At 69.8% G+C, this 18,825-nt stretch carries 19 protein-coding genes; 10 read left to right on the forward strand and 9 right to left on the reverse strand.

From position 1 onward, the window contains the following. Positions 1 to 3 precede the first annotated feature (3 nt). Both ACGFNU_RS29965 and ACGFNU_RS29970 read right to left on the reverse strand, forming a co-directional pair. Positions 4 to 414: a cupin domain-containing protein gene (locus ACGFNU_RS29965; RefSeq protein WP_392598956.1), complete on the reverse strand. Its 411-nt coding sequence runs from the start codon at positions 412 to 414 to the stop codon at positions 4 to 6. A gap of 12 nt (positions 415 to 426) precedes the next feature. Beyond that, positions 427 to 801, reverse strand: a complete 375-nt coding sequence (locus ACGFNU_RS29970; protein WP_392598958.1) for a cupin domain-containing protein — start codon at positions 799 to 801, stop codon at positions 427 to 429. A gap of 61 nt (positions 802 to 862) precedes the next feature. Here ACGFNU_RS29970 and ACGFNU_RS29975 point away from each other — a divergent pair, with 61 nt between their 5' ends. After that, entirely contained in the window at positions 863 to 1,333 is a 471-nt protein-coding gene (locus tag ACGFNU_RS29975; protein WP_392598960.1) for a MarR family winged helix-turn-helix transcriptional regulator, read from the forward strand. A 220-nt stretch (positions 1,334 to 1,553) separates the two neighbouring features. Here the strand turns inward: ACGFNU_RS29975 and ACGFNU_RS29980 are convergent, their stop codons facing one another. Together ACGFNU_RS29980 and ACGFNU_RS29985 are read right to left on the reverse strand one after the other, a co-directional pair. After that, positions 1,554 to 1,766, reverse strand: coding sequence for a DUF397 domain-containing protein (locus tag ACGFNU_RS29980; protein WP_392598962.1), 213 nt, complete (start codon positions 1,764 to 1,766; stop codon positions 1,554 to 1,556). Positions 1,767 to 2,044: 278 nt separating this feature from the next. Further along, entirely contained in the window at positions 2,045 to 2,911 is an 867-nt protein-coding gene (locus tag ACGFNU_RS29985) for a helix-turn-helix domain-containing protein (protein WP_392598964.1), read from the reverse strand. A gap of 987 nt (positions 2,912 to 3,898) precedes the next feature. Here ACGFNU_RS29985 and ACGFNU_RS29990 point away from each other — a divergent pair. The 3 genes from ACGFNU_RS29990 to ACGFNU_RS30000 all read left to right on the forward strand — a co-directional run bounded on the left by ACGFNU_RS29990 (position 3,899) and on the right by ACGFNU_RS30000 (position 7,554). After that, entirely contained in the window at positions 3,899 to 5,191 is a 1,293-nt protein-coding gene (locus tag ACGFNU_RS29990; RefSeq protein WP_392598966.1) for a cyclic nucleotide-binding domain-containing protein, read from the forward strand. 58 nt (positions 5,192 to 5,249) lie between these two features. Beyond that, the gene (locus ACGFNU_RS29995) at positions 5,250 to 5,453 is read left to right on the forward strand and encodes a tautomerase family protein (protein WP_392598968.1); all 204 of its coding nucleotides are present in this window, start codon (positions 5,250 to 5,252) and stop codon (positions 5,451 to 5,453) included. Positions 5,454 to 5,739: 286 nt separating this feature from the next. Further along, positions 5,740 to 7,554: a glycosyl hydrolase family 18 protein gene (locus ACGFNU_RS30000; protein ID WP_392598970.1), complete on the forward strand. Its 1,815-nt coding sequence runs from the start codon at positions 5,740 to 5,742 to the stop codon at positions 7,552 to 7,554. A 74-nt stretch (positions 7,555 to 7,628) separates the two neighbouring features. On the opposite strand, the gene ACGFNU_RS30005 is transcribed toward ACGFNU_RS30000, so the two are convergent. Both ACGFNU_RS30005 and ACGFNU_RS30010 read right to left on the reverse strand, forming a co-directional pair. Beyond that, positions 7,629 to 8,918 carry a nucleotidyl transferase AbiEii/AbiGii toxin family protein gene (locus ACGFNU_RS30005; protein ID WP_392598972.1) on the reverse strand — a complete coding sequence of 430 codons (1,290 nt, stop codon included), beginning with the start codon at positions 8,916 to 8,918 and terminating at the stop codon, positions 7,629 to 7,631. Further along, positions 8,915 to 9,577, reverse strand: coding sequence for a hypothetical protein (locus tag ACGFNU_RS30010; RefSeq protein ID WP_392598974.1), 663 nt, complete (start codon positions 9,575 to 9,577; stop codon positions 8,915 to 8,917). Before ACGFNU_RS30010 ends, ACGFNU_RS30005 begins: the two co-directional genes overlap by 4 nt. A 135-nt stretch (positions 9,578 to 9,712) precedes the next feature. On the opposite strand from ACGFNU_RS30010, the gene ACGFNU_RS30015 reads away from it, so the two are divergent. Then, positions 9,713 to 10,531, forward strand: a complete 819-nt coding sequence (locus ACGFNU_RS30015; RefSeq protein ID WP_392598976.1) for an alpha/beta fold hydrolase — start codon at positions 9,713 to 9,715, stop codon at positions 10,529 to 10,531. Positions 10,532 to 10,572: 41 nt separating this feature from the next. Here the strand turns inward: ACGFNU_RS30015 and ACGFNU_RS30020 are convergent, their stop codons facing one another. Continuing rightward, positions 10,573 to 11,151 (reverse strand): YceI family protein, encoded by a 579-nt coding sequence (locus ACGFNU_RS30020; RefSeq protein WP_392598977.1) that lies wholly within the window; start codon positions 11,149 to 11,151, stop codon positions 10,573 to 10,575. A 140-nt stretch (positions 11,152 to 11,291) separates the two neighbouring features. Here ACGFNU_RS30020 and ACGFNU_RS30025 point away from each other — a divergent pair, with 140 nt between their 5' ends. Together ACGFNU_RS30025 and ACGFNU_RS30030 are read left to right on the forward strand one after the other, a co-directional pair. Then, a complete protein-coding gene (locus tag ACGFNU_RS30025; protein ID WP_392598979.1) occupies positions 11,292 to 11,663 on the forward strand; it encodes a winged helix-turn-helix transcriptional regulator in 372 nt (123 codons plus the stop codon). Between the two features lie 195 nt (positions 11,664 to 11,858). Further along, positions 11,859 to 12,359 carry a hypothetical protein gene (locus ACGFNU_RS30030; protein WP_392598981.1) on the forward strand — a complete coding sequence of 167 codons (501 nt, stop codon included), beginning with the start codon at positions 11,859 to 11,861 and terminating at the stop codon, positions 12,357 to 12,359. A gap of 19 nt (positions 12,360 to 12,378) precedes the next feature. Here ACGFNU_RS30030 and ACGFNU_RS30035 read toward each other — a convergent pair whose 3' ends face one another. Continuing rightward, positions 12,379 to 13,332: a hypothetical protein gene (locus ACGFNU_RS30035; RefSeq protein ID WP_392598983.1), complete on the reverse strand. Its 954-nt coding sequence runs from the start codon at positions 13,330 to 13,332 to the stop codon at positions 12,379 to 12,381. A gap of 223 nt (positions 13,333 to 13,555) precedes the next feature. On the opposite strand from ACGFNU_RS30035, the gene ACGFNU_RS30040 reads away from it, so the two are divergent. Together ACGFNU_RS30040 and alaS are read left to right on the forward strand one after the other, a co-directional pair. Then, positions 13,556 to 13,687 carry a hypothetical protein gene (locus ACGFNU_RS30040; RefSeq protein WP_264159552.1) on the forward strand — a complete coding sequence of 44 codons (132 nt, stop codon included), beginning with the start codon at positions 13,556 to 13,558 and terminating at the stop codon, positions 13,685 to 13,687. After that, on the forward strand, positions 13,674 to 16,322 hold the full coding sequence (alaS, locus tag ACGFNU_RS30045) for an alanine--tRNA ligase (protein ID WP_392598985.1): 2,649 nt from the start codon (positions 13,674 to 13,676) through the stop codon (positions 16,320 to 16,322). Before ACGFNU_RS30040 ends, alaS begins: the two co-directional genes overlap by 14 nt. Before the next feature lie 65 nt (positions 16,323 to 16,387). On the opposite strand, the gene ACGFNU_RS30050 is transcribed toward alaS, so the two are convergent. Beyond that, complete coding sequence (locus tag ACGFNU_RS30050) at positions 16,388 to 17,599, reverse strand: MFS transporter (RefSeq protein ID WP_392598987.1); 1,212 nt, start codon at positions 17,597 to 17,599, stop codon at positions 16,388 to 16,390. A gap of 65 nt (positions 17,600 to 17,664) precedes the next feature. Here ACGFNU_RS30050 and ACGFNU_RS30055 point away from each other — a divergent pair, with 65 nt between their 5' ends. After that, positions 17,665 to 18,825, forward strand: a complete 1,161-nt coding sequence (locus ACGFNU_RS30055; RefSeq protein WP_392598989.1) for an ROK family protein — start codon at positions 17,665 to 17,667, stop codon at positions 18,823 to 18,825.

The following is an 18,825-nucleotide window of genomic DNA, read 5'->3' on the forward strand; positions in this document are numbered from 1 at the left end:
CGCTCACCGCGTCCACGGCGCGACGACGCGTTCGGCGGCCTTGGGAGCCAGATCGCACGCGTCCTCCGGGCCCTTGCCGTCCGGGTTGTAGACCTGGCCGCCCGCCTGCGCGACCACCACGGCCGCGAAGCCGTGCTCGGTGAAGACCTGGCGGGGCACATCAGCGGGCATCACGAGGCTGTCCCCCACCTCAACAGCGATCCGTTCATCACCCAACTGAACGGTGGCGCCGCCCTCCACGAACGTCCACACCTGCTCGGTGTCGAAGGCGTGCAGGGGGCCTTCGCGGTCGGGCAGCATGTCCACCCGCCACATCGCCGTTCCCGCCCCGCCCTGTGTGGGCGAGGCAAGGGTCGTCATGACGCCGTTGGGCGTTTCGGTGCGTCGTACGTCTTTCGCAAGAATCAAGGTCATGGGGTGTCTCCTTCAGGCGATCCAGGGCGGGAGCATCTTGTCGGTACTGCCGGGCATCGACGCCTGGGCTCCGGCGGACGCGGCCACAACGGCGACGAACCCCTCGGCCCCAGCGGACACTTGCCGGACGACATCAGCCGGCATGACGACGGTGTCCCCCTTGGCGACGGTCAAGGTCTCACCGTCCAGGCGGATGGCCGCGGCGCCCTCCAGGAACGTCCATACCTGCTCGGCGTCGATGAGGTGCTCGGGCCCGGCGGCCCCGCCGGCACTCTCCACCCGCCACATCGACAGGCTGGTGCCGCCCTGGGTCGGCGAGGCGAACGTGGTCATCACGCCGGCGGGGGTCTCGGTGCGCCGGGCTTCGGTGTCGCGGATCAGAGTCATGCGCGGTCTCCCTTAGAATTCGTCAACGTGGTTGTCCATATAGTTAACGAGGTTGTCTTTCATGTCAAGTCCCGACGCGCCCGGCTTCGAACTCCCGCTGCGGCTCCTGCTCGGCTTCCGCGTGATCATCGATGAGCTCCACGCCGAACTGGCCCGGCGCGGGCACCCGGGACTGAAGCCCATGTACGGCTTCGCCTGCCAGGCCATCGGCGCCGGGGCGACCGCGGTCGAGCTCGGCCGCAGGATGGGCGTCTCGAAACAGGCGGCCGGCAAGACCATCGACCAGCTGGCGAAGCTGGGCTACGTCGAACGCGCCACCGACCCCGCCGACGCCCGCCGCAAGATCGTCCGCCTCACCCCGCGCGGCGTCGAGAGCCTGACCCTCTCCGCGCAGATCTTCGACCAGATCCGCGCCCGCTGGGTCGAGTCCCTGGGCGCCGACCGCGTCCGCGCGATGGAGCAGGACCTGCGCACGATGACCCCGCCGAACCCGTTCCAGCTGGACATGCCCCGCTGGTTCGGCACCTTCTGAGAGCAACCGGGCACTTGGTGAAAAGTCGCCAGTCAAGCACAGTCGGCGCTATTCATTTGTGCCGTGTGACACAAATCAGTGCTACCACCTGAAATCTTAGTGGACTCGACGAAAACCGGGCCCGCCGAGCCAACAACGCATCACTGGTAACAAGAAAAGAAGTGGTCGATAACGCCGGGTCACCGAAGCCAAAGCGCAGCGTGCGCACCACGGCACGCCATCAGGCGAGGTCCAGTTCACCGCCTTGGATCCGGGTCGCGAGGCGGCCCCACTCAGCAGGGGTGATGGCAAGCACCTGACCGTGCCTGTCGCGCGAGTCCCTGAACAGCACAATGTCACCTAGACGAGCGATTTCGACGCAATCGCCTTGACCAGCACTGAAGTGACTCTTCCGCCATGCAACCGAGGCGCACCAGTTCGGCCGGGCAATCATCCACGACCCTCCGTTCGCCGCGTCGGCCCATCCTGCCGGCGAATCTGGCCGGACCACACCCGATCACAAGAATCAGGCAGGGCACACTGGGCCCACGACCTTGTGGGTGATTTTCGACCATAAGTGTAAACGGTTCATCATTCACCGCATACAGACAGCGGAAGATCATGCAACGCCTCGCCGCACACCGGTCCTTCGCCCGGCGGCGAGGCGGCAAGCGCCGGACGCATGCCCGGCCATGGCCGTCTCAGGCCGTCACAGAGGGCCGAGTCGGGCCGTCACGACATCTCCTCGGCCGCGGTCAGCAGCAACTCCCGCGACCCCTCCGCGGACAGCGCCACCTCCAGGAGGGATTCGAAGTTCGCGGCGAACTCGCCGATCTGGGGGTCATCGCCCATGATCATCGAGATCTCGCGGCCGGTGTCGAGATAGAGCATGTCGGAGAGGCCGCCCTCGAACTCCAGCAGGGTGAAGGGACCGGTGAGGCCCGGATGCTCGCCCGCCTCGAAGGGGATGATCCGGAAGGTGAGCCGGTCGTCCTGCTCGACCAGGTCGGCGATGTGCCGGAGCTGGGCCGGCATGATGGCCGGGTCACGGCTCTTGCCGACGTGCCGGCGGATGACCGCCTCGTCGACCACGAAGTAGCGGCGCGGCGGCGTCGAGCGCTTCGCCATCTCCTCCCGGCGCCGCATCCGGAGATTGACCGCCGCCCCGACCCTCGCCTCGGAGATCAGGGCCGCGGTCTGCGCCTCCGAGTACTCGCGGGTCTGCAGCAGGCCCGGCACGACCGAGGTCTGGAACTGGCGGATGAAGGCAGCGCCGGCCTCGTATCCCACATAGTTGAGGTAAGTGAGCGGGCTCTCGCCCTTGAACTCGTTCCACCAGGCCGGCGCCCGCGCTCCGCGATTGAGCGCATGGAGCTTCTCGCGCTGACTCTCCGACGTGACCCCGTACAGGGTGAGCAGGGCGTCCAGATCGACCTTCGTGATCGAGCTCCGCCCGCCCTCCACCCTGATCAACTTGGACGGCGACCACTCCAGCTCATCGGCCACCTGTTCTTGGGTCAGCGATTTATCCCTGCGAATACGGACCAGGTCGCTACGGAGCATCGCACTCTGCACGACCGGACCTTGGTCTACCGCCATGATCGTGACCCACCCTCCGTAGTCAGCACCATCAAACCAGTAGTCTTCCGGGCAGGTAACGAGGTGCCAGGTAGCATTTCGCCGTCTGCCGGAATAGCTTGTTCACACTCGCGCGCGGTGGGGACACGGGTTTACCGATCGCTCTATCGCATCTGAGCGCTCAGCACAACCCCTGACCGCCAGCGTGAGGTGCCGATGCTACCCACCAGAGTGCTAGGTGGCAAACTACGCACCTCTATTTCAGTCGGAACCAGTCTGTCATGTCACAATATGATAGACTCTCGATTGATCTTTATCGCGAGCCTCCGGCCGCACAGCCGGGCCGAGCGAGATCACCACAAGCGGCAGCCGGGCAGATTCGGACAGACCCGTGGATTTGCGGGCATCCGCGTCCATCTCGAAACGCATCAACGATGCTCGAGGAGGCGACCTTGCATCACGGTCACCGATCGCGGCACGCACAAAGGGCCGCACCCGTCTGGCACTGATCCGAAGGTGTCCAGCCACAGGGATCAGCGCGACGAATGCGACCCTCCACACCGTTCACACATTCGTTTTCGTCAGGCCGGCCACATGGCGTGCCGCAGGCACTTCATACCGGCCGGTTTCCGTAAAGCGGAACGGACGGGCGGCCTCAAACCGACCATCCGGCGCCTGACCTTGCGAATGTGCATACCGGTTTCCCCATGGTAGCCACGCCCCGGCGGGCTACCAAGGGCGGAACCGTGCTGTCGGCATCGCGGCCATCGGACCTGGGAGAACGGCCACTGGCTGCTTCCGGCCACCGCGGAATTCGGAACTCTTGAACCACACAGAGGCTCCCCCATGCACACGCGAAAGCACGTTCCAGGAAAGGCTGAACAGACCGTTCAGAGCCCCATCAAGCCCGCCTGTCTAGAACGGCCCCGTGACCACCGCCTGAATGTACGGATCGGTATCCGGGAACGGGACCGCGTTCACGAATCGGCGTTCTCGACCGCGTTGTCCGTGCTGAGCGGCCTCGGTCCGGTCGGCACCGCCCTGCTGGTCAGCCTGTCCGCCGGTCGCGCTGATCCCGTCGAGGTGGCGGCGGTGTTCTGCGCGGCCGCCCTCCTGATCCGATGGCTCGTCAACTGGACCCGGCTGCTCGCGAGCATCCGTGACACCTGGGCGATCGTCGAACCGGCCTATCAGGTGTACGGGCCGCACGGGCCCGGCCCCTACCCGGGTTCGCCGGCTCCGAGGCTCGCCGTCGATCCCCCCTGGGCTTCCGGGCGCCCGGGCGGCGACACCTTCTGGGACTCGCTGAGCGAGGGCGAGAGGAACGCGCTGCGCTCGGTCGCCACGTCCCGGACGTTCGCGCTCGGCGCGACGCTCTTCCGCGAGGGCGAACAGGCCGACTTCGTGGTGATCATCCGCTCCGGCCGGACGAAGATCTACGTCATCGAGAACGGCCGCGAACGGCTGCTCGCCGAGCGCGGGCCGGGCCAGTTGATCGGCGAACGGGCCGCGCTCCAGGTCAACGTGCGCTCCGCGACGGTCGTCGCCGTCGACACGGTCGAGGCCCTCATCCTCACGACCCCGGACTTCGCGAACTTCATCAGCGCCCATCCGCACGTGCTCGGGATCGTGGAAGGCCAGATCTACGACCGGCTGACCGAGCGGCCGGGAGAAGACCCCGACGCTCCCGCCACCGGCGGCCACTCCGGGAGCGAGGGCGGCTTTCCGCACTTGGACGGGCACCACTGCACCATCCTCAGGACCGACATCGTGGGCTTCGCATCTTCCGTCCGGACGGCGGACGACCGCCTGTTCATCCAGGAGACCCACCTGGCGATGACGCGGGAGAGCTTCAGGCGCGCCGGAATTCCGTGGGACGCCTGCTATCTCCGGCACAGCGGCGACGAACTGCTCCTCGTGGCCCCGCCGACCGTCCCGACCGCTCGCGTCGTCGAGGCGCTCGGCCTGCTCTACTCGCTGCTGAAGGACTACCACCGCCGTGCGAAGCCGGCCGTTCAGATCCGGCTGCGCGCCTCCGTCGACGTCGGGCCGCTGACCACCAACGAGGGCGGGCCCGCCGGGGATCCGCTGATCCACTCGACCAGGCTGCTGGACGCGGGCGTGCTCCGCCGCTCCATGGCCGAGACCGAGGCGCTGCTGGGCGTGCTCGCGTCGACCTACGTGTACGAGAGCGTGATCAAGAACATGGACCCGGACGGGTACCGCCAGGTGCGGGCCAAGGTCAAGGAGACGCGGCTGGTCGCGTGGATGCGGCTCAGCGGCCCGGCGCTGGCCGCGTGATCGGACACTTTAAGATCACAAGTCCCGGAAGATCACAAGTCCCGGTGAGAGGATGCGCATGGCGCAGGTGAGGATCTACGGGCGGCGGGATGTGTGGGTTGAGCGGGAGTTGATCCGGGCGTTCTATGAGCGCCTCTGTCCCGTGCTCGGGCTCGACCCCGATGATCTGGAGCTCACGATCGTGGAGATGCCCAAGGTGAACTGGGGCATTCGTGGCGTTCCGGCGGACGAGCTCACGCTGTCGTATCCCGTCACCCTCTGATCGCCGCGCGAGATAAGCCGAGGTGAGTCAGCCGCTCTAGACCGGGGTGGTGGTATTTCGGTCTGGTTTTGACTCCGGTTTCGGATTGTCTTTTGGGGTGCGTTCGGAGAGGGGCGGGTGAACGTCCGCAGGCAGCCGACAGGACCAGCGCGGCCTGGTGAAGTGCGGTGTCACGAAGTCTTGAAGGCGTGCGGGGGCGAGGTTACGATCGCCGCAATTCTTAGGAAACTTTCCTAAGAATGATCGGGGTTCCTGTTGGTTCGGGGTGAGCTGAACGAGGAGAACCATGTCCAGACCCCGCGGACGGCGAGCGATCGGGCTGGCCGGCGCATTGATCATCGTGATGGGCGGTTCGCTGGCCGTGGCGCCCGCGGCGTCGGCGGCGGCGGTGACCGCGACCTGTACCAAGACCTCGGACTGGGGCACCGGCTTCGGCGGCCAGTGCACGGTCAAGAACGGTACCTCGGCGTCGATTTCCAGCTGGAAGGTCGAGTTCGACCTGCCGGCCGGGACGGCCATCGGCTCTACCTGGGACGCGACCAAGGCCGTCTCGGGCGACCACTACACGTTCACCAACGCGGGCTGGAACGGCACGGTCGCCGCGGGCGCGTCGGCGAGCTTCGGCTTCAACGGCACCGGGTCCGGCTGGATCTCCGGTTGCAAGGTCAACGGGGGTGTCTGCGACGGTAGCGGTTCCGGGGATACTCAGGCTCCTGGTGTTCCCGGCAACCTGCGGTCTACAGGTAAGACGTCCAGCAGTGTCTCGCTGGCCTGGAACGCCTCCACTGACAACGTCGGCGTCACCGGATACGACGTTTATCGCGGCAGTTCCTTGGCGGATACGGTGAGTGGTACGAGCGCCACGGTTTCTGGGCTCTCGCCCAGCACCGCCTACTCGTTCACCGTCAAGGCGCGCGATGCGGCCGGGAACACCTCTGGCGCCTCGAACGCCGTGAGCGTCACCACGGATGCGGGGTCTGGCTCTGGCGGCGACAAGGTCATCGGGTACTTCGCCCAGTGGGGCGTCTACCAGCGCGCCTACCACGTCAAGAACATCGACACGAGCGGCTCCGCGGCCAAGCTCACCCATATCAACTACGCGTTCGGCAACGTCCAGAACGGCCGCTGCACCATCGGCGACAGCTACGCCGACTACGAGAAGGCCTACACCGCTGGCGAGAGCGTCGACGGCGTGGCCGACACGTGGGACCAGCCTCTGCGCGGCAGCTTCAACCAGCTGCGCAAGCTGAAGAAGAAGTACCCGAACCTCAAGGTCATCTGGTCGTTCGGCGGCTGGACCTGGTCCGGCGGCTTCGGCCAGGCCGCGGCCAACCCCGGCGCGTTCGCCGACTCCTGCTACTCGCTGGTCGAGGACCCGCGCTGGGCGGACGTGTTCGACGGCATCGACATCGACTGGGAGTACCCGAACGCCTGCGGCCTGACCTGCGACACCAGCGGGCCCGCCGCGTTCAAGAACCTCATGTCGGCGCTGCGGGGCAAGTTCGGCTCCAATAATCTGGTGACCGCCGCGATCACGGCGGACGGGTCGAACGGCGGCAAGATCGACGCGGCCGACTACGGGGGCGCGGCGCAGTACGTCGACTGGTACCTGCCGATGACGTACGACTTCTTCGGCGCGTTCGCGCCGCAGGGCCCGACGGCGCCGCACTCGCCGCTCACCTCGTACCCGGGCATCCCGCAGCAGGGCTTCAACAGCGACGCGGCGATCCAGAAGCTCAGGTCCAAGGGCGTCCCGGCGAACAAGATGCTGCTCGGCATCGGCTTCTACGGCCGCGGCTGGCAGGGCGTCACGCAGAAGGAGCCGGGCGGGACCGCCACCGGCGCCGCGCCGGGCACCTACGAGCAGGGCATCGAGGACTACAAGGTCCTCAAGGGGCGCTGCCCGGCCAACGGGACGGTCGCGGGCACCGCGTACGCCTACTGCGGCAACCAGTGGTGGAGCTACGACACCCCGTCCACCATCGGCGGCAAGATGACCTACGCCAAGAACCAGGGCCTGGCCGGGTCGTTCTTCTGGGAGCTCAGCGGCGACACCGCCAATGGCGAGCTCATCACCGCCATCAGGAACGGCCTCGGCTGACGACGCGGCCTCTGCCGATGTCGAGCTGAGGCTCGGGCCCCTGACCTACCGCGCGGGTCAGGGGCCCGCCCATTTCACCCGCGCAGCTCGTCCAGGATCTTGGCCCGCTCGTCGGGGTTCCGCCGCAGATAGCCGATCCAGCCCGAGCCCGCGCTCTCGTAGGCGCGCAGCACGAGGTCCAGCGACGCCGCGACGCCGGCCGGACCGCGTCCGAGCAGCTCATTGGCGATCACGACGCCTTCGGCGAACGGGATCTGGTCCTCTGCCATCCGGCGCAGGGAGCCGTCCAGGCCTTTCTCTGCCCGAAGGGTCTCGTAGAGAGTGGTGCGGGGGCGCAACAGCTCCGCGCGCCGCGTGTACTCCTGCTCCGGAAGGTCGCTCTCGGCAGTGAAGGTCGGCGTCAGCGCAGAGGTGAGCTGAGAGTGGTAGTCCTCACGTGTCCCCGGCAGACCCGGGTACTCCTTCTGGAACTCCTCCCAGTCCACTTCCAGGCGGTTCACGTCCGCGAGGGTGGGCAGGTGCCTGACGCGCGCCGGATCGCCCGCGACCATCGCCTCCACCAGGAGCCTGTAGCCGAGGCGCGTGTGCCGGGCGAGGAGCCACGCGTCGTAGAGGTCCTTGCCCTGCGGGTACATGTCGTCCAGCAGCCACATCACCTTCCACGCCAGCGAGAGCTCTGGCGACGCCGCCTGGAGGAGTGCGGGTTCCCCACCGTCGTACTGCGGAACCTCCGTTGGCTCTGGCTCGGCGGGCAGATGCTCGTTGAAGACGAAGTCGAGCTGCACGTTCCCCGGTGGCAGGCCCTCGGCCTTCCATGGCAGGACGAGGCGCCGTCCAGGCACGCGGTCGTACGTCCAGATGTCCTCGCTCACCGCGCCCTGCGCGTTCAGCCGGACGTCGTCGGACATGGCCTCCGCGCCTTGCGCGATGCCGTCGAGCATCTCCTTCGTCCGGTGCTCGGCCATCTGCCATGCCCGTGGAACGACGACGAAGTCGAGGTCGCCGGGCTCACGCGCGAGGTCTCCGTACCAGGCGCGCAGCAGGACGCTCCCGCGCAACACCAGATGGTCGGCCCACCGCGACCGCGCGATCGCCGCGAGGACATGGTCGACGGCACGCCGCCGCGCCGCGTACCACCGCTCCCCCGCCTCCGCCGAAGCGAAGAGCGGGTCACCGGCGCGCATCGCCATCGGGTGTTGTCTGAGCGCCGGGTCGAACACCGGCCGCTGCAGAGCGCCGGGCACCGGACGCAGCGTCGTGGGCAGCCCGAGGCGTGCGCGCGTGACCGCGTCCAGACCTTCCTGCGGCACCTCCGCGTCGGCGGGCCAGGGGCCCCAGTTCAGCCCCTTCCAGGTAGAGCTCATCGTCCATTCCTCCCTTCGCCGATCCAGTCGATCCAGCCGTCGTCCAGTGACTCGTCGTCGTCGAAGACCACGTACTCGCGTTCGACCGACGCGATCTCATGCCGCGCCGTCTTCAGCGCGGTGGTCAGTGCTTCCAGCCGCGCGCCCGCCGTGCCCGCGCCAACGTCACGGCGGCGCTGGGTGACGAAGCGCTCTTGGCGGCCGTCCGCACGGACGCGGCGCGCGTTGCGCGACAGGTGCGCGCCGTGCGGGACGACCAGTGCCGTCAGCGCCGCGAGGTCCGTGCCAGCCGCGGCCGCGTCGAGCACGAGCTTGACGTGGTGCTCGAAGTAGCGGCCGGGGGCGTGCGGCTCGTCATCGGAGCCCGGCACGCCCGCGTTCCAGGGAGCGGCTTCGATCTTGGTGCGGGTGACCGTGAAGCCCGCCCGCCGCAGGTCGGCGGCAGTGCTCGCCGTGAGGCTGCGCGCTTCGGGGAGCGTTCCGGCGGCGCGGAGCGTCACCATCGGCTGCGAGGGCGTCCGGCCGCGCGCCAGCACGATGTGAGCGACCTTGAGCCCGCGCGGCGCGGCCCAGTCGTCGAGCGTGCCGGCCCCGGCGGCCCCGGTCGCCACCGTCAGGTGGGCCTCGAAGTCACCGGCGAAATCCTGTAATGCGTCCACGAAGGGGATGGTCCCAGAGTGCGCCGCGTGCGGGCATCCGGGTTTTTGATCTCCCGCTCCGGGAATGTCGGCCGTCCGTGACAGGCTGTCACCGATGGCGGACGGACGAGCACGACGAGCGGAGGCGGCAGGCCCATGACGGACTGGAAGCTCGGCGAGACCTATCAGAGCAATTCGGGAGAAGTCCGATGGGATGCCTTCGGTGCGGGCGAGCCGCTCGTCCTGCTGCACGGCACGCCGTTCTCGTCGTACGTGTGGCGCCGCCTGGCGAAGGCTCTCGGCGCCGGCAGACGGGTGTACGTGTGGGACATGCCCGGCTACGGGTCATCGGAGATGGCCGCGGGGCAGGACGTCTCGCTGGGCGCTCAGGGACGTGTGTTCGCCGAACTCCTCGCGCACTGGAGGCTCGACGAGCCGCAGGTGGTGGCCCACGACTTCGGCGGCGCCGTGGCGCTGCGCGCCCATCTGCTGCACGGCGTCCGCTATCGCAGGCTCGCGGTGGTCGACCCGGTGGCGCTCGCGCCGTGGGGTTCGCCGTTCTTCCGGCTGGTGCGAGACAGCGCCGAGGTGTTTGAGCGGCTCCCGCCCCATCTGCACCGCGCGCTCGTGCGGGAGTACGTGTCGACCGCGAGCGGCCCGGGGCTGCATCCGGCGACGCTCGACGCGCTCGTCCAGCCGTGGCTCGGGGACGCCGGGCAGCCCGCGTTCTACCGCCAGATCGCCCAGTCGGAGCAGCGCTTCACGGACGAGATCCAGGGGCGCTACGGCGAGCTCGACCTGCCGGTGCTCGTCTGCTGGGGCACCGACGACTCGTGGATACCGGTCGCCAGGGCCCACGAGCTGGCCGCCGCCATCCCCGGCGCCCGGCTCCGCCTCATCGAGGGGGCCGGGCACCTGGTGCAGGAGGACGCCCCGGCGGAGCTCACCGCGGCTCTGCTCGACTTCCTGGCATGACCCGGTTCCTGTCATGGATCCGGGCCAGGTCGCCGGCGCGTTCAGTCTGTCTGCAGCGCGGCCTGGATTTCCAGAATGAGCTGCAGCTTCTCGCCGAGGGCCAGCGCGCCGCCCGGGATGGTGGCGGTGTCGCCCACGCCGAAATCGGTGCGGTTGAGCTCACCGGTGGCCGTGAAGCCCACCCGCGCACCCTTGAACGGGTCGTCCTGCCGGAAGACATCGGGGCCGAAGCCGTCGATCTCCAGCCGGAGCGGCACCTCCCGGGTGATCCCGCGCAACGTGAGCTCGCCGTCGAGCACGAACGCGTCGCCGTCCGGGCGCAGGCCGGTCGAGCGGTAGGTCATCGTCGGGTGCGCGGCGACGTCGAGGAAGTCGGCCGAGCGCACGTGCTCGTCGCGCTGGGCGTTGCCGGTGCTGATCGAGGCGAGGTCGATGGTCGCGGTCACGCTCGACTCCAGCGGGTTCTCCGCCGTCACGATACGACCCTCGACGCCGGTGAACTGGCCGCGGACCTTGTTGAGCATCATGTGCCGGATCTTGAAGCCGACGTCGGAGTGGGCCGGATCGATGGTCCAGGCGCCGGCGACATAGCCGGGGATCTCGACAATCTCGACCGTCATGGTGTCTCCTTAGGGCATGAGAAGGAAGAAGGTTCTCTTTCGTATGTCACTCTCAAAGAGGAACCGTCTCCATCCTGCAAAGACCCTTCGCGGGGACACAAGAAGGCACTAATTTCTGCCACAGGCACACGGAGGGAACCGTGGACGTCAGCGCGTTCCAGGAGCGCCGGCCCGAGCTCTGCGAGACGCACCGGGTCCTCGACCGCATCGGCGACAAGTGGTCGCTCTACACGATCACCGTGCTCGGCACCGGCACCAAACGGTTCACCGAGCTCAAGCGCGAGGTCGAGGGCATCAGCCAGCGCATGCTCACCGCCACACTTCGCGGGCTGGAACGCGACGGCATCGTCACCCGCACCGTCTACCCGGTGATCCCGCCGCGCGTCGAATACACGCTCACGCCCCTCGGGCACACCCTCGTGGACGCGGTCGGCTCCCTCATGGCCTGGGCCGAGTCGCACATGGAAGAGATCGCCCTCGCCCGCAAGTCCTACGACTCCCGCGACGCCTGACGCCACCCCACCGAAGACCGGCGCCTCCCGCCCATTGCCGACGCCGCACGCCGAGGGCCGAGAGCACTCCCGCCGAGGGCCGACGCCGGACGCCGAGGGCCGAGGGCCATCTCGCCGAGGGCACTCTCGCCGAGGGCTGACGGCCGCCCGTTCGCGCCGTATCGTCCGAATCACGACGGCGGAAGGAGCATCACCGTGCTGCGCGTGTTCTGTTTCGGCAGCCTCGGGTTGACGGTCGAGGACGTCTACCTGATCGACCCCGATCCCGACCGCGGCGGCCACGAACGAGGCGTCCGCGTGGAGCTCCGCGCTGTCGACCCCCAGCCCTGGCGCGGCACCGGCAACGCCTCCCAGCGGATCGTCGTCGACCGGGCGCTCTGGCGAGCCGACTTCCTCGAATCCGTCGAGGGCGGCCCGGGCACCAAGGACCGCATGCACCACCATCCCGGCATGCGCGACAACGAGCCGGGACGCCGCGTCTTCACTCCCGACCTCACCGACGATCCGATGGCCTGGCTGGAGAAGACGCTGCGCGACCTCACGCCGCTCCTGGAGGCCGCAGGGGTCCCCGACTCCGCCGACCACCGGCGTGCCGCGAGCACCCTTCGCGACAACCTCCCCGAGGTCGTCGGCACCGTCACGACCGTCCTCAGCGAGGTCAGATCCGGCGCCCTGGCCCAGGCGCCGCCGTCCTAGACCGCCCGCGAGCGCGCGCTCACTGCATGCTCAACTGGTGCGGATGGTCGTGCGAGACCGGGCAGACGAAGATCCACAGGCCATAGCCGCGGCCGATGGTGACCTTGGCGGGATTGGCGTCCTCGAGCTCCTCGTGGTCCTCGGTGCGCCAGTGCTGCTCACCGTCCCACTCACCGCTGTCGATCTTGAGGAGCAGGTCCAGCTCCGAGCCGCAGGCGCACGCCATGGGGTAGGGATCGGTGAGGTTCCAGTTGGACCAGCCGCCCACCTTCCAGCCCTGCGCGACCGACAGCCCGTAGAAGTAGGTGGAGTCGGTCTCCTCCTCCCATTCCTCGATGCGCTGGGCCAGCTCCGGCGGGAGGAAGTCGCTGTACTGGTATTCGACGAGCTGCTCCGGGTGGACGACACACCGTTCGGGCACGTAGTTGTCCGACCCCGCGACCTCGGGCTCCGGCTGCTCGGCGAGCGGCCGGCCCACGTCCGCCGAACGACGCCACTTCAGGGTGACGGCCGGGCAGTACATCTCGTCCTCGTGGTCGAACGGGCACCACAGCACCTGCAGGAGGTCCGCGCCTTCGGGAGGCTTGAGGTCGGGGACGTCACGCGCGTACAGCTGGGCCACCGCCAGAAGGGGCACCTCCGCCGGGATCGCGGTCGGCGCACGATCGTCCAAGGCTTCGAGGCGGGCCCGGATCTCGTCGGTGAACCCGGTCTCTCCCCACGCCTCCTTCAGGATTCGACGGCGCAGCCGCTCGTCCTCGACGCTGACCAGATCGTCCGGGTCCACGGCCGCGTGCGGATCGGAGCAGACCGGCCACGGCTCATCGGCGGGCCAGAGCAGCGGGCCGCCCACCGAGCTGTCATGGACGCCCGGCTCCCCGGGCCGGGGGTGCAGGCGGGTGGTCGTCCTGGCGTACGCGGTGAGCTCGGGAAAGACGGCGGCGATGTCGACCGGCCGCGGCGGCGTCCTCACGCAATCATCCAGAAGATGTCGGGCACGGCTCTCCCCTCGTCAAGAACGTGAACGCCCAGATTACGGACATTGGGCTCCCGTCGCAGATCAGACGCCCGACAAGCTTCCGTGCTCGCCGTTCCGTCCGGGAAACGGGAAGAAGCCGGGGGCGGGGACGCGTTACCTTGGATCAAGGCGGGCCCAGGGGCCCGCGTTCACGAGCGGGAGATCTGGCAGGAATCCGATGGCCTTCCACGAGGTGGGGCGGCGAGCTATCCGCGCCGAGCTGGGGAACGAGCAGTCGTTCTCGGCCCGGCTCGGCGGTGTGCGCCGTCATCCCATCGACCTCGTGAGGCCGTTCCATGCGATCACCTGACATCCGTTCGACGTTTCTCGACTTCTTCTCCGCGCGCGACCACCGGGTCGTGCCGTCCAGCCCGCTGATCCCGGACGATCCGACGCTGCTGCTGACGGCGGCGGGCATGAACCAGTTCAAGCCGTACATGCTCGGCGAGAGCGTGCCCGGCCATCGGCGGGCGACGTCCGTGCAGAAATGCGCGCGGACGTCCGACATCGACAACGTCGGCCGCACGACCCGGCACGCGACGTTCTTCGAGATGCTGGGCAACTTCTCGTTCGGCGACTACTTCAAGGAAGAGACGATCGGCTGGGCCTGGGAGCTGCTCACCGAGCACTTCGGGCTCGATCGCGACCGGCTCTGGGTCACCGTCTATCTCGACGATGACGAGGCGGAGCGGATGTGGCGGCGCCTGGGCGTGCCGGGCGAGCGCGTCCAGCGGCTCGGCATGGCCGACAACTACTGGTCCATGAGCGTTCCCGGGCCGTGCGGGCCCTCGTCGGAGCTGCACTACGACCGGGGGCCGTCGTTCGGGCGGGAAGGCGGGCCCGCGGTGGACGGCGAGCGTTACCAGGAGATCTGGAATCTCGTCTTCATGCAGAACCTGCGCGGCGAGGGCCCGGCGAAAGAGGGCTATCCCATCGTCGGCGAACTGCCCGCCAAGAACATCGACACCGGTCTCGGCATGGACCGGCTCGCGGCGATCCTCCAGGGCGTCGACACCGTGTGCGAGACCGATCTCGTCGCGCCGACGTTCCGGCTGGTGCAGGAGCTGGCGGGACGCGAGTACCCGGGCCGCGACGGCGGCGAGGAGTCGGTCTCGTTCCGGGTCGTCGCCGAGCACGCGCGGTCGGTGGCGTTCCTCATCGCGGACGGGGTGCTGCCCGGCGGGGACGGCCGCGGCTACGTGCTGCGGCGGCTGATGCGGCGGGCGATCCGGCACGCCCGGGTGCTGGGGATCGGCGAGCCCGTGCTGGCGGCGCTCACCGGAAGCGTGATCGACAATCTGGGTTCGGCATGGCCCGAGCTGGAACGGCGGCGCGAGGTGATCCGGCAGGTCGTGGCGGCGGAGGAGGACGGCTTCGACCGGACGCTGCGGCAGGGCTCGCGGCTGCTGGACGGCGCGATCGAACGCGCGCGGACGAGCGGGTCGGGTCTCTCGGGGCGGACCGCGTTCGAGCTGCACGACACGTACGGCTTCCCGATCGACCTCACCGTGGACGCGGCGCGGGCGGCGGGCCTGAGCGTGGACGAGGACGCGTTCGGCGAGTTCCTCGAACGGCAGCAGCGCCAAGCGAAAAACGCGGAACGCGACCGCAAGGGCGGCGCGGTGGCCCGCCAGGACGCGTACCGCAGGATCGTCTCGCGGCATGGGCTCACCGAGTTCGTCGGGTACGACTCCACGCGGGCGGACGCGCGGGTGCTCGGCCTGCTGGACGGCTCCGACCTGCTCAACGAGGCGGTCGAGGGCCAGGAGATCGACGTGGTCCTGGACCGGAGCCCCTTCTACGCGGAGGCGGGCGGCCAGGTCGGCGACACCGGCCTCGTCACGACGCCGGAGGGGACGCTGGAGATCCTCGACACGCGTCCCGGCCTCGACGGTCTGCACGTCCATCGTGCGCGCGTGACCGGCGGCGCGATCCGGGCGGGCGCGGAGGCGGAGGCGGTCGTGGACGCGGAGCGGCGGGCGGCGACGGCGCGCTCGCACAGCGCCACCCACGTGCTGCACGCGATGTTGCGCCGCGTCCTCGGGGACCACGCGGCCCAGCAGGGCTCGCGGGTCGAGCCGGGCCGGCTGCGCTTCGACTTCGCGCACTTCGGCGCGGTCGAGCCCGGGGCGCTCACCACCGTGCAGACGCTGGTCAACGACTACCTGCTCGACGATCCCGACGTCCGGGTCTGGGAGGCGAACCGGGACGAGGCAGAAGCGGCGGGAGCGATCGCGCTCTTCGGCGAAAAGTACGGCGACCGGGTGCGGATCGTCGACATCGGCGACGCGTCCCGGGAGCTGTGCGGCGGCACCCATGTCGGCCACGGCGCGCAGGCGGGGCCGGTGCACATCACCGGCGAGTCGTCGATCGGGGTCGGCCTGCGCCGGATCGAGGCGCTCACCGGCGCCGACGCACTGCGCCATCACGATCGGCAGCAGGCATTGCTGATCGAGCTCGCCGGACTGCTGAACGTTCCGCCGGACCAGGCCCCCGATCGCCTGCGCCAACGTTTGTCGGCACTGGCAGAGACACAGCGCGAGCTCGACAGGCTGCGTCGTCGTGACCGTGCGGCGACCGCCGAACGTCTCGCGTCCCGATCCGAGCAGGTCGACGGCGCATGGCTCATCGCCGAACTCCTGGACGTCCCTCCCGAAGAGCTGCGGCCACTGGCGACCGAGCTCGCGCAGCGGCCCGGACCGGGAGCGGTGATCCTCGCCACGGCGAGCGGCACGGCGACGCTGGTCAGCGCGTTCACCCGTGACCTCGCCGACGCGGGCCTGCGCGCCCGCGACCTGCTCACCGGCGCGGCGCAGGTCGTGGGCGGCGGCGCGGGCGGCAAGGGCGCGATCGCGCAAGCGGGCGGCGGGCGTCCAGAGCGCCTACCCGAGGCGCTCACGCTGGCAGCGGCCACAGCACGCTCCACACTGCGCTCCCCAGCTTGAGACAGCGCGCTCAACGCCGCATTTCCCGCCCGCTTGCGCGATCGCGCAGGCGGGCGGGGCGTCGGTCAGGAGTAGGGGGACGTGGTGATGGGGTCGGTGCGGGGGGTCCAGCGGTGGCGGGTCAGGGCGGTGATCGCGCCTGGGCCGGCCAGGGCCACGAAGAACGCCAGGCCGATGGGGAGGGCTAGTGCGGTGCGAAGGGAGGTGGCGTCGGCCAGGTGGCCGATGACGGCCGGGCCGGCGAGCAGGCCGCAGTAGCCGAACGTGGTCACCAGGGCCAGCGCCCGTCCCGAGGCCTCCCGGGAGGCGCCGACCGCGCTGAACGCCACGGGCACGATGGTCGCCAGGCCGGTGCCGACCAGCACCCAGCCCGCCCAGGCGAACGCCATCGCGGCACCGCCGAGCGCCGGGGCCAGCAGGACGACGGCGTACCCCGCGGTGGCCAGGCTGCCGGCCAGGCGCAGGGTGCGGGCGCTGCCGAGCCTGCCGCGCAGCCTGTCGCCGAGGAATCTCATGGTGGTCATCGCGATCGAGTAGACCGTGAACGCGAGGGGCGCGAGCTCGGGGCCCGCGTCGAGGACGCGGCGGGCGTGCAGGGCGGCCCAGTCCACCGCCGCGCCCTCGCTGATCGATCCGGCGAAGACGACGATGCCCAGGAGGGCGATGGCGCCCTTGGCCAGTGGGCGGTCCACGGTCTGGTCGACGGGGGCCGACTCGGTGGGCACGACGTGGTCACGCAACAGGTAGCGGCCTGGCAGCAGCATCAGGACGGCGCCCGCCAGGGCCGTCACCGTCAGCAGGGTCTGGACGCCGAGACCGCCCCGGAGCGCGGCCGCCGTGAGCAGGCCGCCGATCGCGCCGCCGAGGCTCCACATGCCGTGGAACGCCGACATGATCGGCCTGTCGTAGCGCTCCTCCACCTCCACGGCGTGCGCGTTCATGCCGATTTCGAGGAGCCCGAAGCCGAGCCCGAACACGAACGCCAGCACCAGCATCGCCTCGTACGACCCCGCGAACGCCGGGCCGAGGAGCAGCAGCGGGTGCAGCGGGCCTGAGAGCAGGCAGAGCCGGCGGCTGGAGAAGCGGTCCGCCACCCGGCCGGCGCCCTGCATGGAGACCAGCGCGCCCAAGGAGACCAGGAGCAGCACGGTCCCCATGCGGCCGGTGCCGAGATCGAGCCGCTCGTCCAGTGCCGGCAGGCTCGCCGCCCACATGCCGATGACCAGGCCGCAGAGCCCGAAATAGCCGAAGACGCCGAGCCTTGCGCGCTTGATCACGGTTCCTCCTAATTTGCTCTCGGCTAGAACATAATCGATGACCCCGGCCTGGCACAATCGCCCGGGTGACGGGAGCGACGACGAGCGGCGAGCTGCGGCTCCACAACCTGGTGCGGCTGCTTCGCGCCGTGCACGAGCGGGGCGCCGGGGCCACCCGTTCCGAGCTCACCCGCGACCTGGGGCTGGCCCGCGGCACCGCCGCCGTCCTCGTCGCGGAGCTGGCCAACGGCCGCCTCGTCCGCGAGGAGATCGCCCGCCAGGGCACCCGCGGCCGCCCGACCGGCGTTCCGGGCCCGCATCCGGACGGCCCGCTGGTCCTGGCCGTCGATCTCCGCGAGGACCTGTGGACGATCGCGGCGGCCGAGCTCGGCGGCGGGCTGACCGTCCTCGAAGAGCAGCCGCATCCCGGCGTGCCCGCCGCCGACGTCCTCGCCGCGCTCGCCGCCGCCATCCACCGGCACAGGAAAGCGCTGGCGCCTCGTCCGGTGGGAGTGGCGGTCGCCGTTCCGGGGCCGGTCCGTGACGGCCGGCTGCTCGACATCCCGCACCTCGGCTGGCGCGCGATCGACGTCGCGGCCACCCTGGGGCCCGTCCTCCTCGACAACGACGCCACCCTCGCGGGCCTGGCCGAGGCCCGGCGCGGCGCGCTCCGCACCCGCGGGCTCGGGCTGCACCTGCACGTCGAGTTCGACCTGGGCGGAACGCTCATCCTCAACGCCAACCCCATCCCGGGCGCGCGGGGAGCCGCCGGGGAGTTCGGCCACATGCCGCTGATCGGCAGCGACCGGCCCTGCGCCTGCGGCGCGACCGGCTGCTGGGGCCTGGAGGTCGGGGCGAACGCCCTCCTGCGGGCGACCGGCCACCCGCCCCAGGACCGGCCGCGCGCGCTGGAGATCCTCGGCGACCCTGCCCACCAGGCCGTCATCGACCAGACCGCGAGCATCCTCGGCATCGGCATCAGCGCCCTGGTCAACGCCCTGGATCCGGAGATCGTCACGGTCTCCGGGCTCGGCGTCGACATCCTCGCGCGTTCGGCCGAGGCGATGGAGACGTCCTACAAGGCCGGCCTGATGGACTTCCGCCGCGAGCAGCCCGCCGCCGTCCTGCCCTCCGCCCTCGGCGCCGAGGCCACCCTGATCGGCGCCTCCGAGCTGGCCTTCGACGCCTTCCTCACCCCGGAGGGCGTGGGCGCCTGGCTCCGTGCCCACGACGGTGACCCGGACTGA

Origin of the sequence: Spirillospora sp. NPDC048911, assembly GCF_043198015.1 — a bacterium.
In the GTDB taxonomy this organism is placed as follows: Bacteria; Actinomycetota; Actinomycetes; order Streptosporangiales; family Streptosporangiaceae; genus Spirillospora.

Coding starts and splice junctions, on each gene's coding strand:
- ACGFNU_RS29965 (WP_392598956.1), bottom strand. CDS start 414: ATGACCTTGATTCTTGCGAAAGACGTACGACGCACCGAAACGCCCAAC.
- ACGFNU_RS29970 (WP_392598958.1), bottom strand. CDS start 801: ATGACTCTGATCCGCGACACCGAAGCCCGGCGCACCGAGACCCCCGCC.
- ACGFNU_RS29975 (WP_392598960.1), top strand. CDS start 863: ATGTCAAGTCCCGACGCGCCCGGCTTCGAACTCCCGCTGCGGCTCCTG.
- ACGFNU_RS29980 (WP_392598962.1), bottom strand. CDS start 1,766: ATGATTGCCCGGCCGAACTGGTGCGCCTCGGTTGCATGGCGGAAGAGT.
- ACGFNU_RS29985 (WP_392598964.1), bottom strand. CDS start 2,911: ATGGCGGTAGACCAAGGTCCGGTCGTGCAGAGTGCGATGCTCCGTAGC.
- ACGFNU_RS29995 (WP_392598968.1), top strand. CDS start 5,250: ATGGCGCAGGTGAGGATCTACGGGCGGCGGGATGTGTGGGTTGAGCGG.
- ACGFNU_RS30000 (WP_392598970.1), top strand. CDS start 5,740: ATGTCCAGACCCCGCGGACGGCGAGCGATCGGGCTGGCCGGCGCATTG.
- ACGFNU_RS30005 (WP_392598972.1), bottom strand. CDS start 8,918: ATGAGCTCTACCTGGAAGGGGCTGAACTGGGGCCCCTGGCCCGCCGAC.
- ACGFNU_RS30015 (WP_392598976.1), top strand. CDS start 9,713: ATGACGGACTGGAAGCTCGGCGAGACCTATCAGAGCAATTCGGGAGAA.
- ACGFNU_RS30020 (WP_392598977.1), bottom strand. CDS start 11,151: ATGACGGTCGAGATTGTCGAGATCCCCGGCTATGTCGCCGGCGCCTGG.
- ACGFNU_RS30040 (WP_264159552.1), top strand. CDS start 13,556: ATGGCCTTCCACGAGGTGGGGCGGCGAGCTATCCGCGCCGAGCTGGGG.
- alaS (WP_392598985.1), top strand. CDS start 13,674: ATGCGATCACCTGACATCCGTTCGACGTTTCTCGACTTCTTCTCCGCG.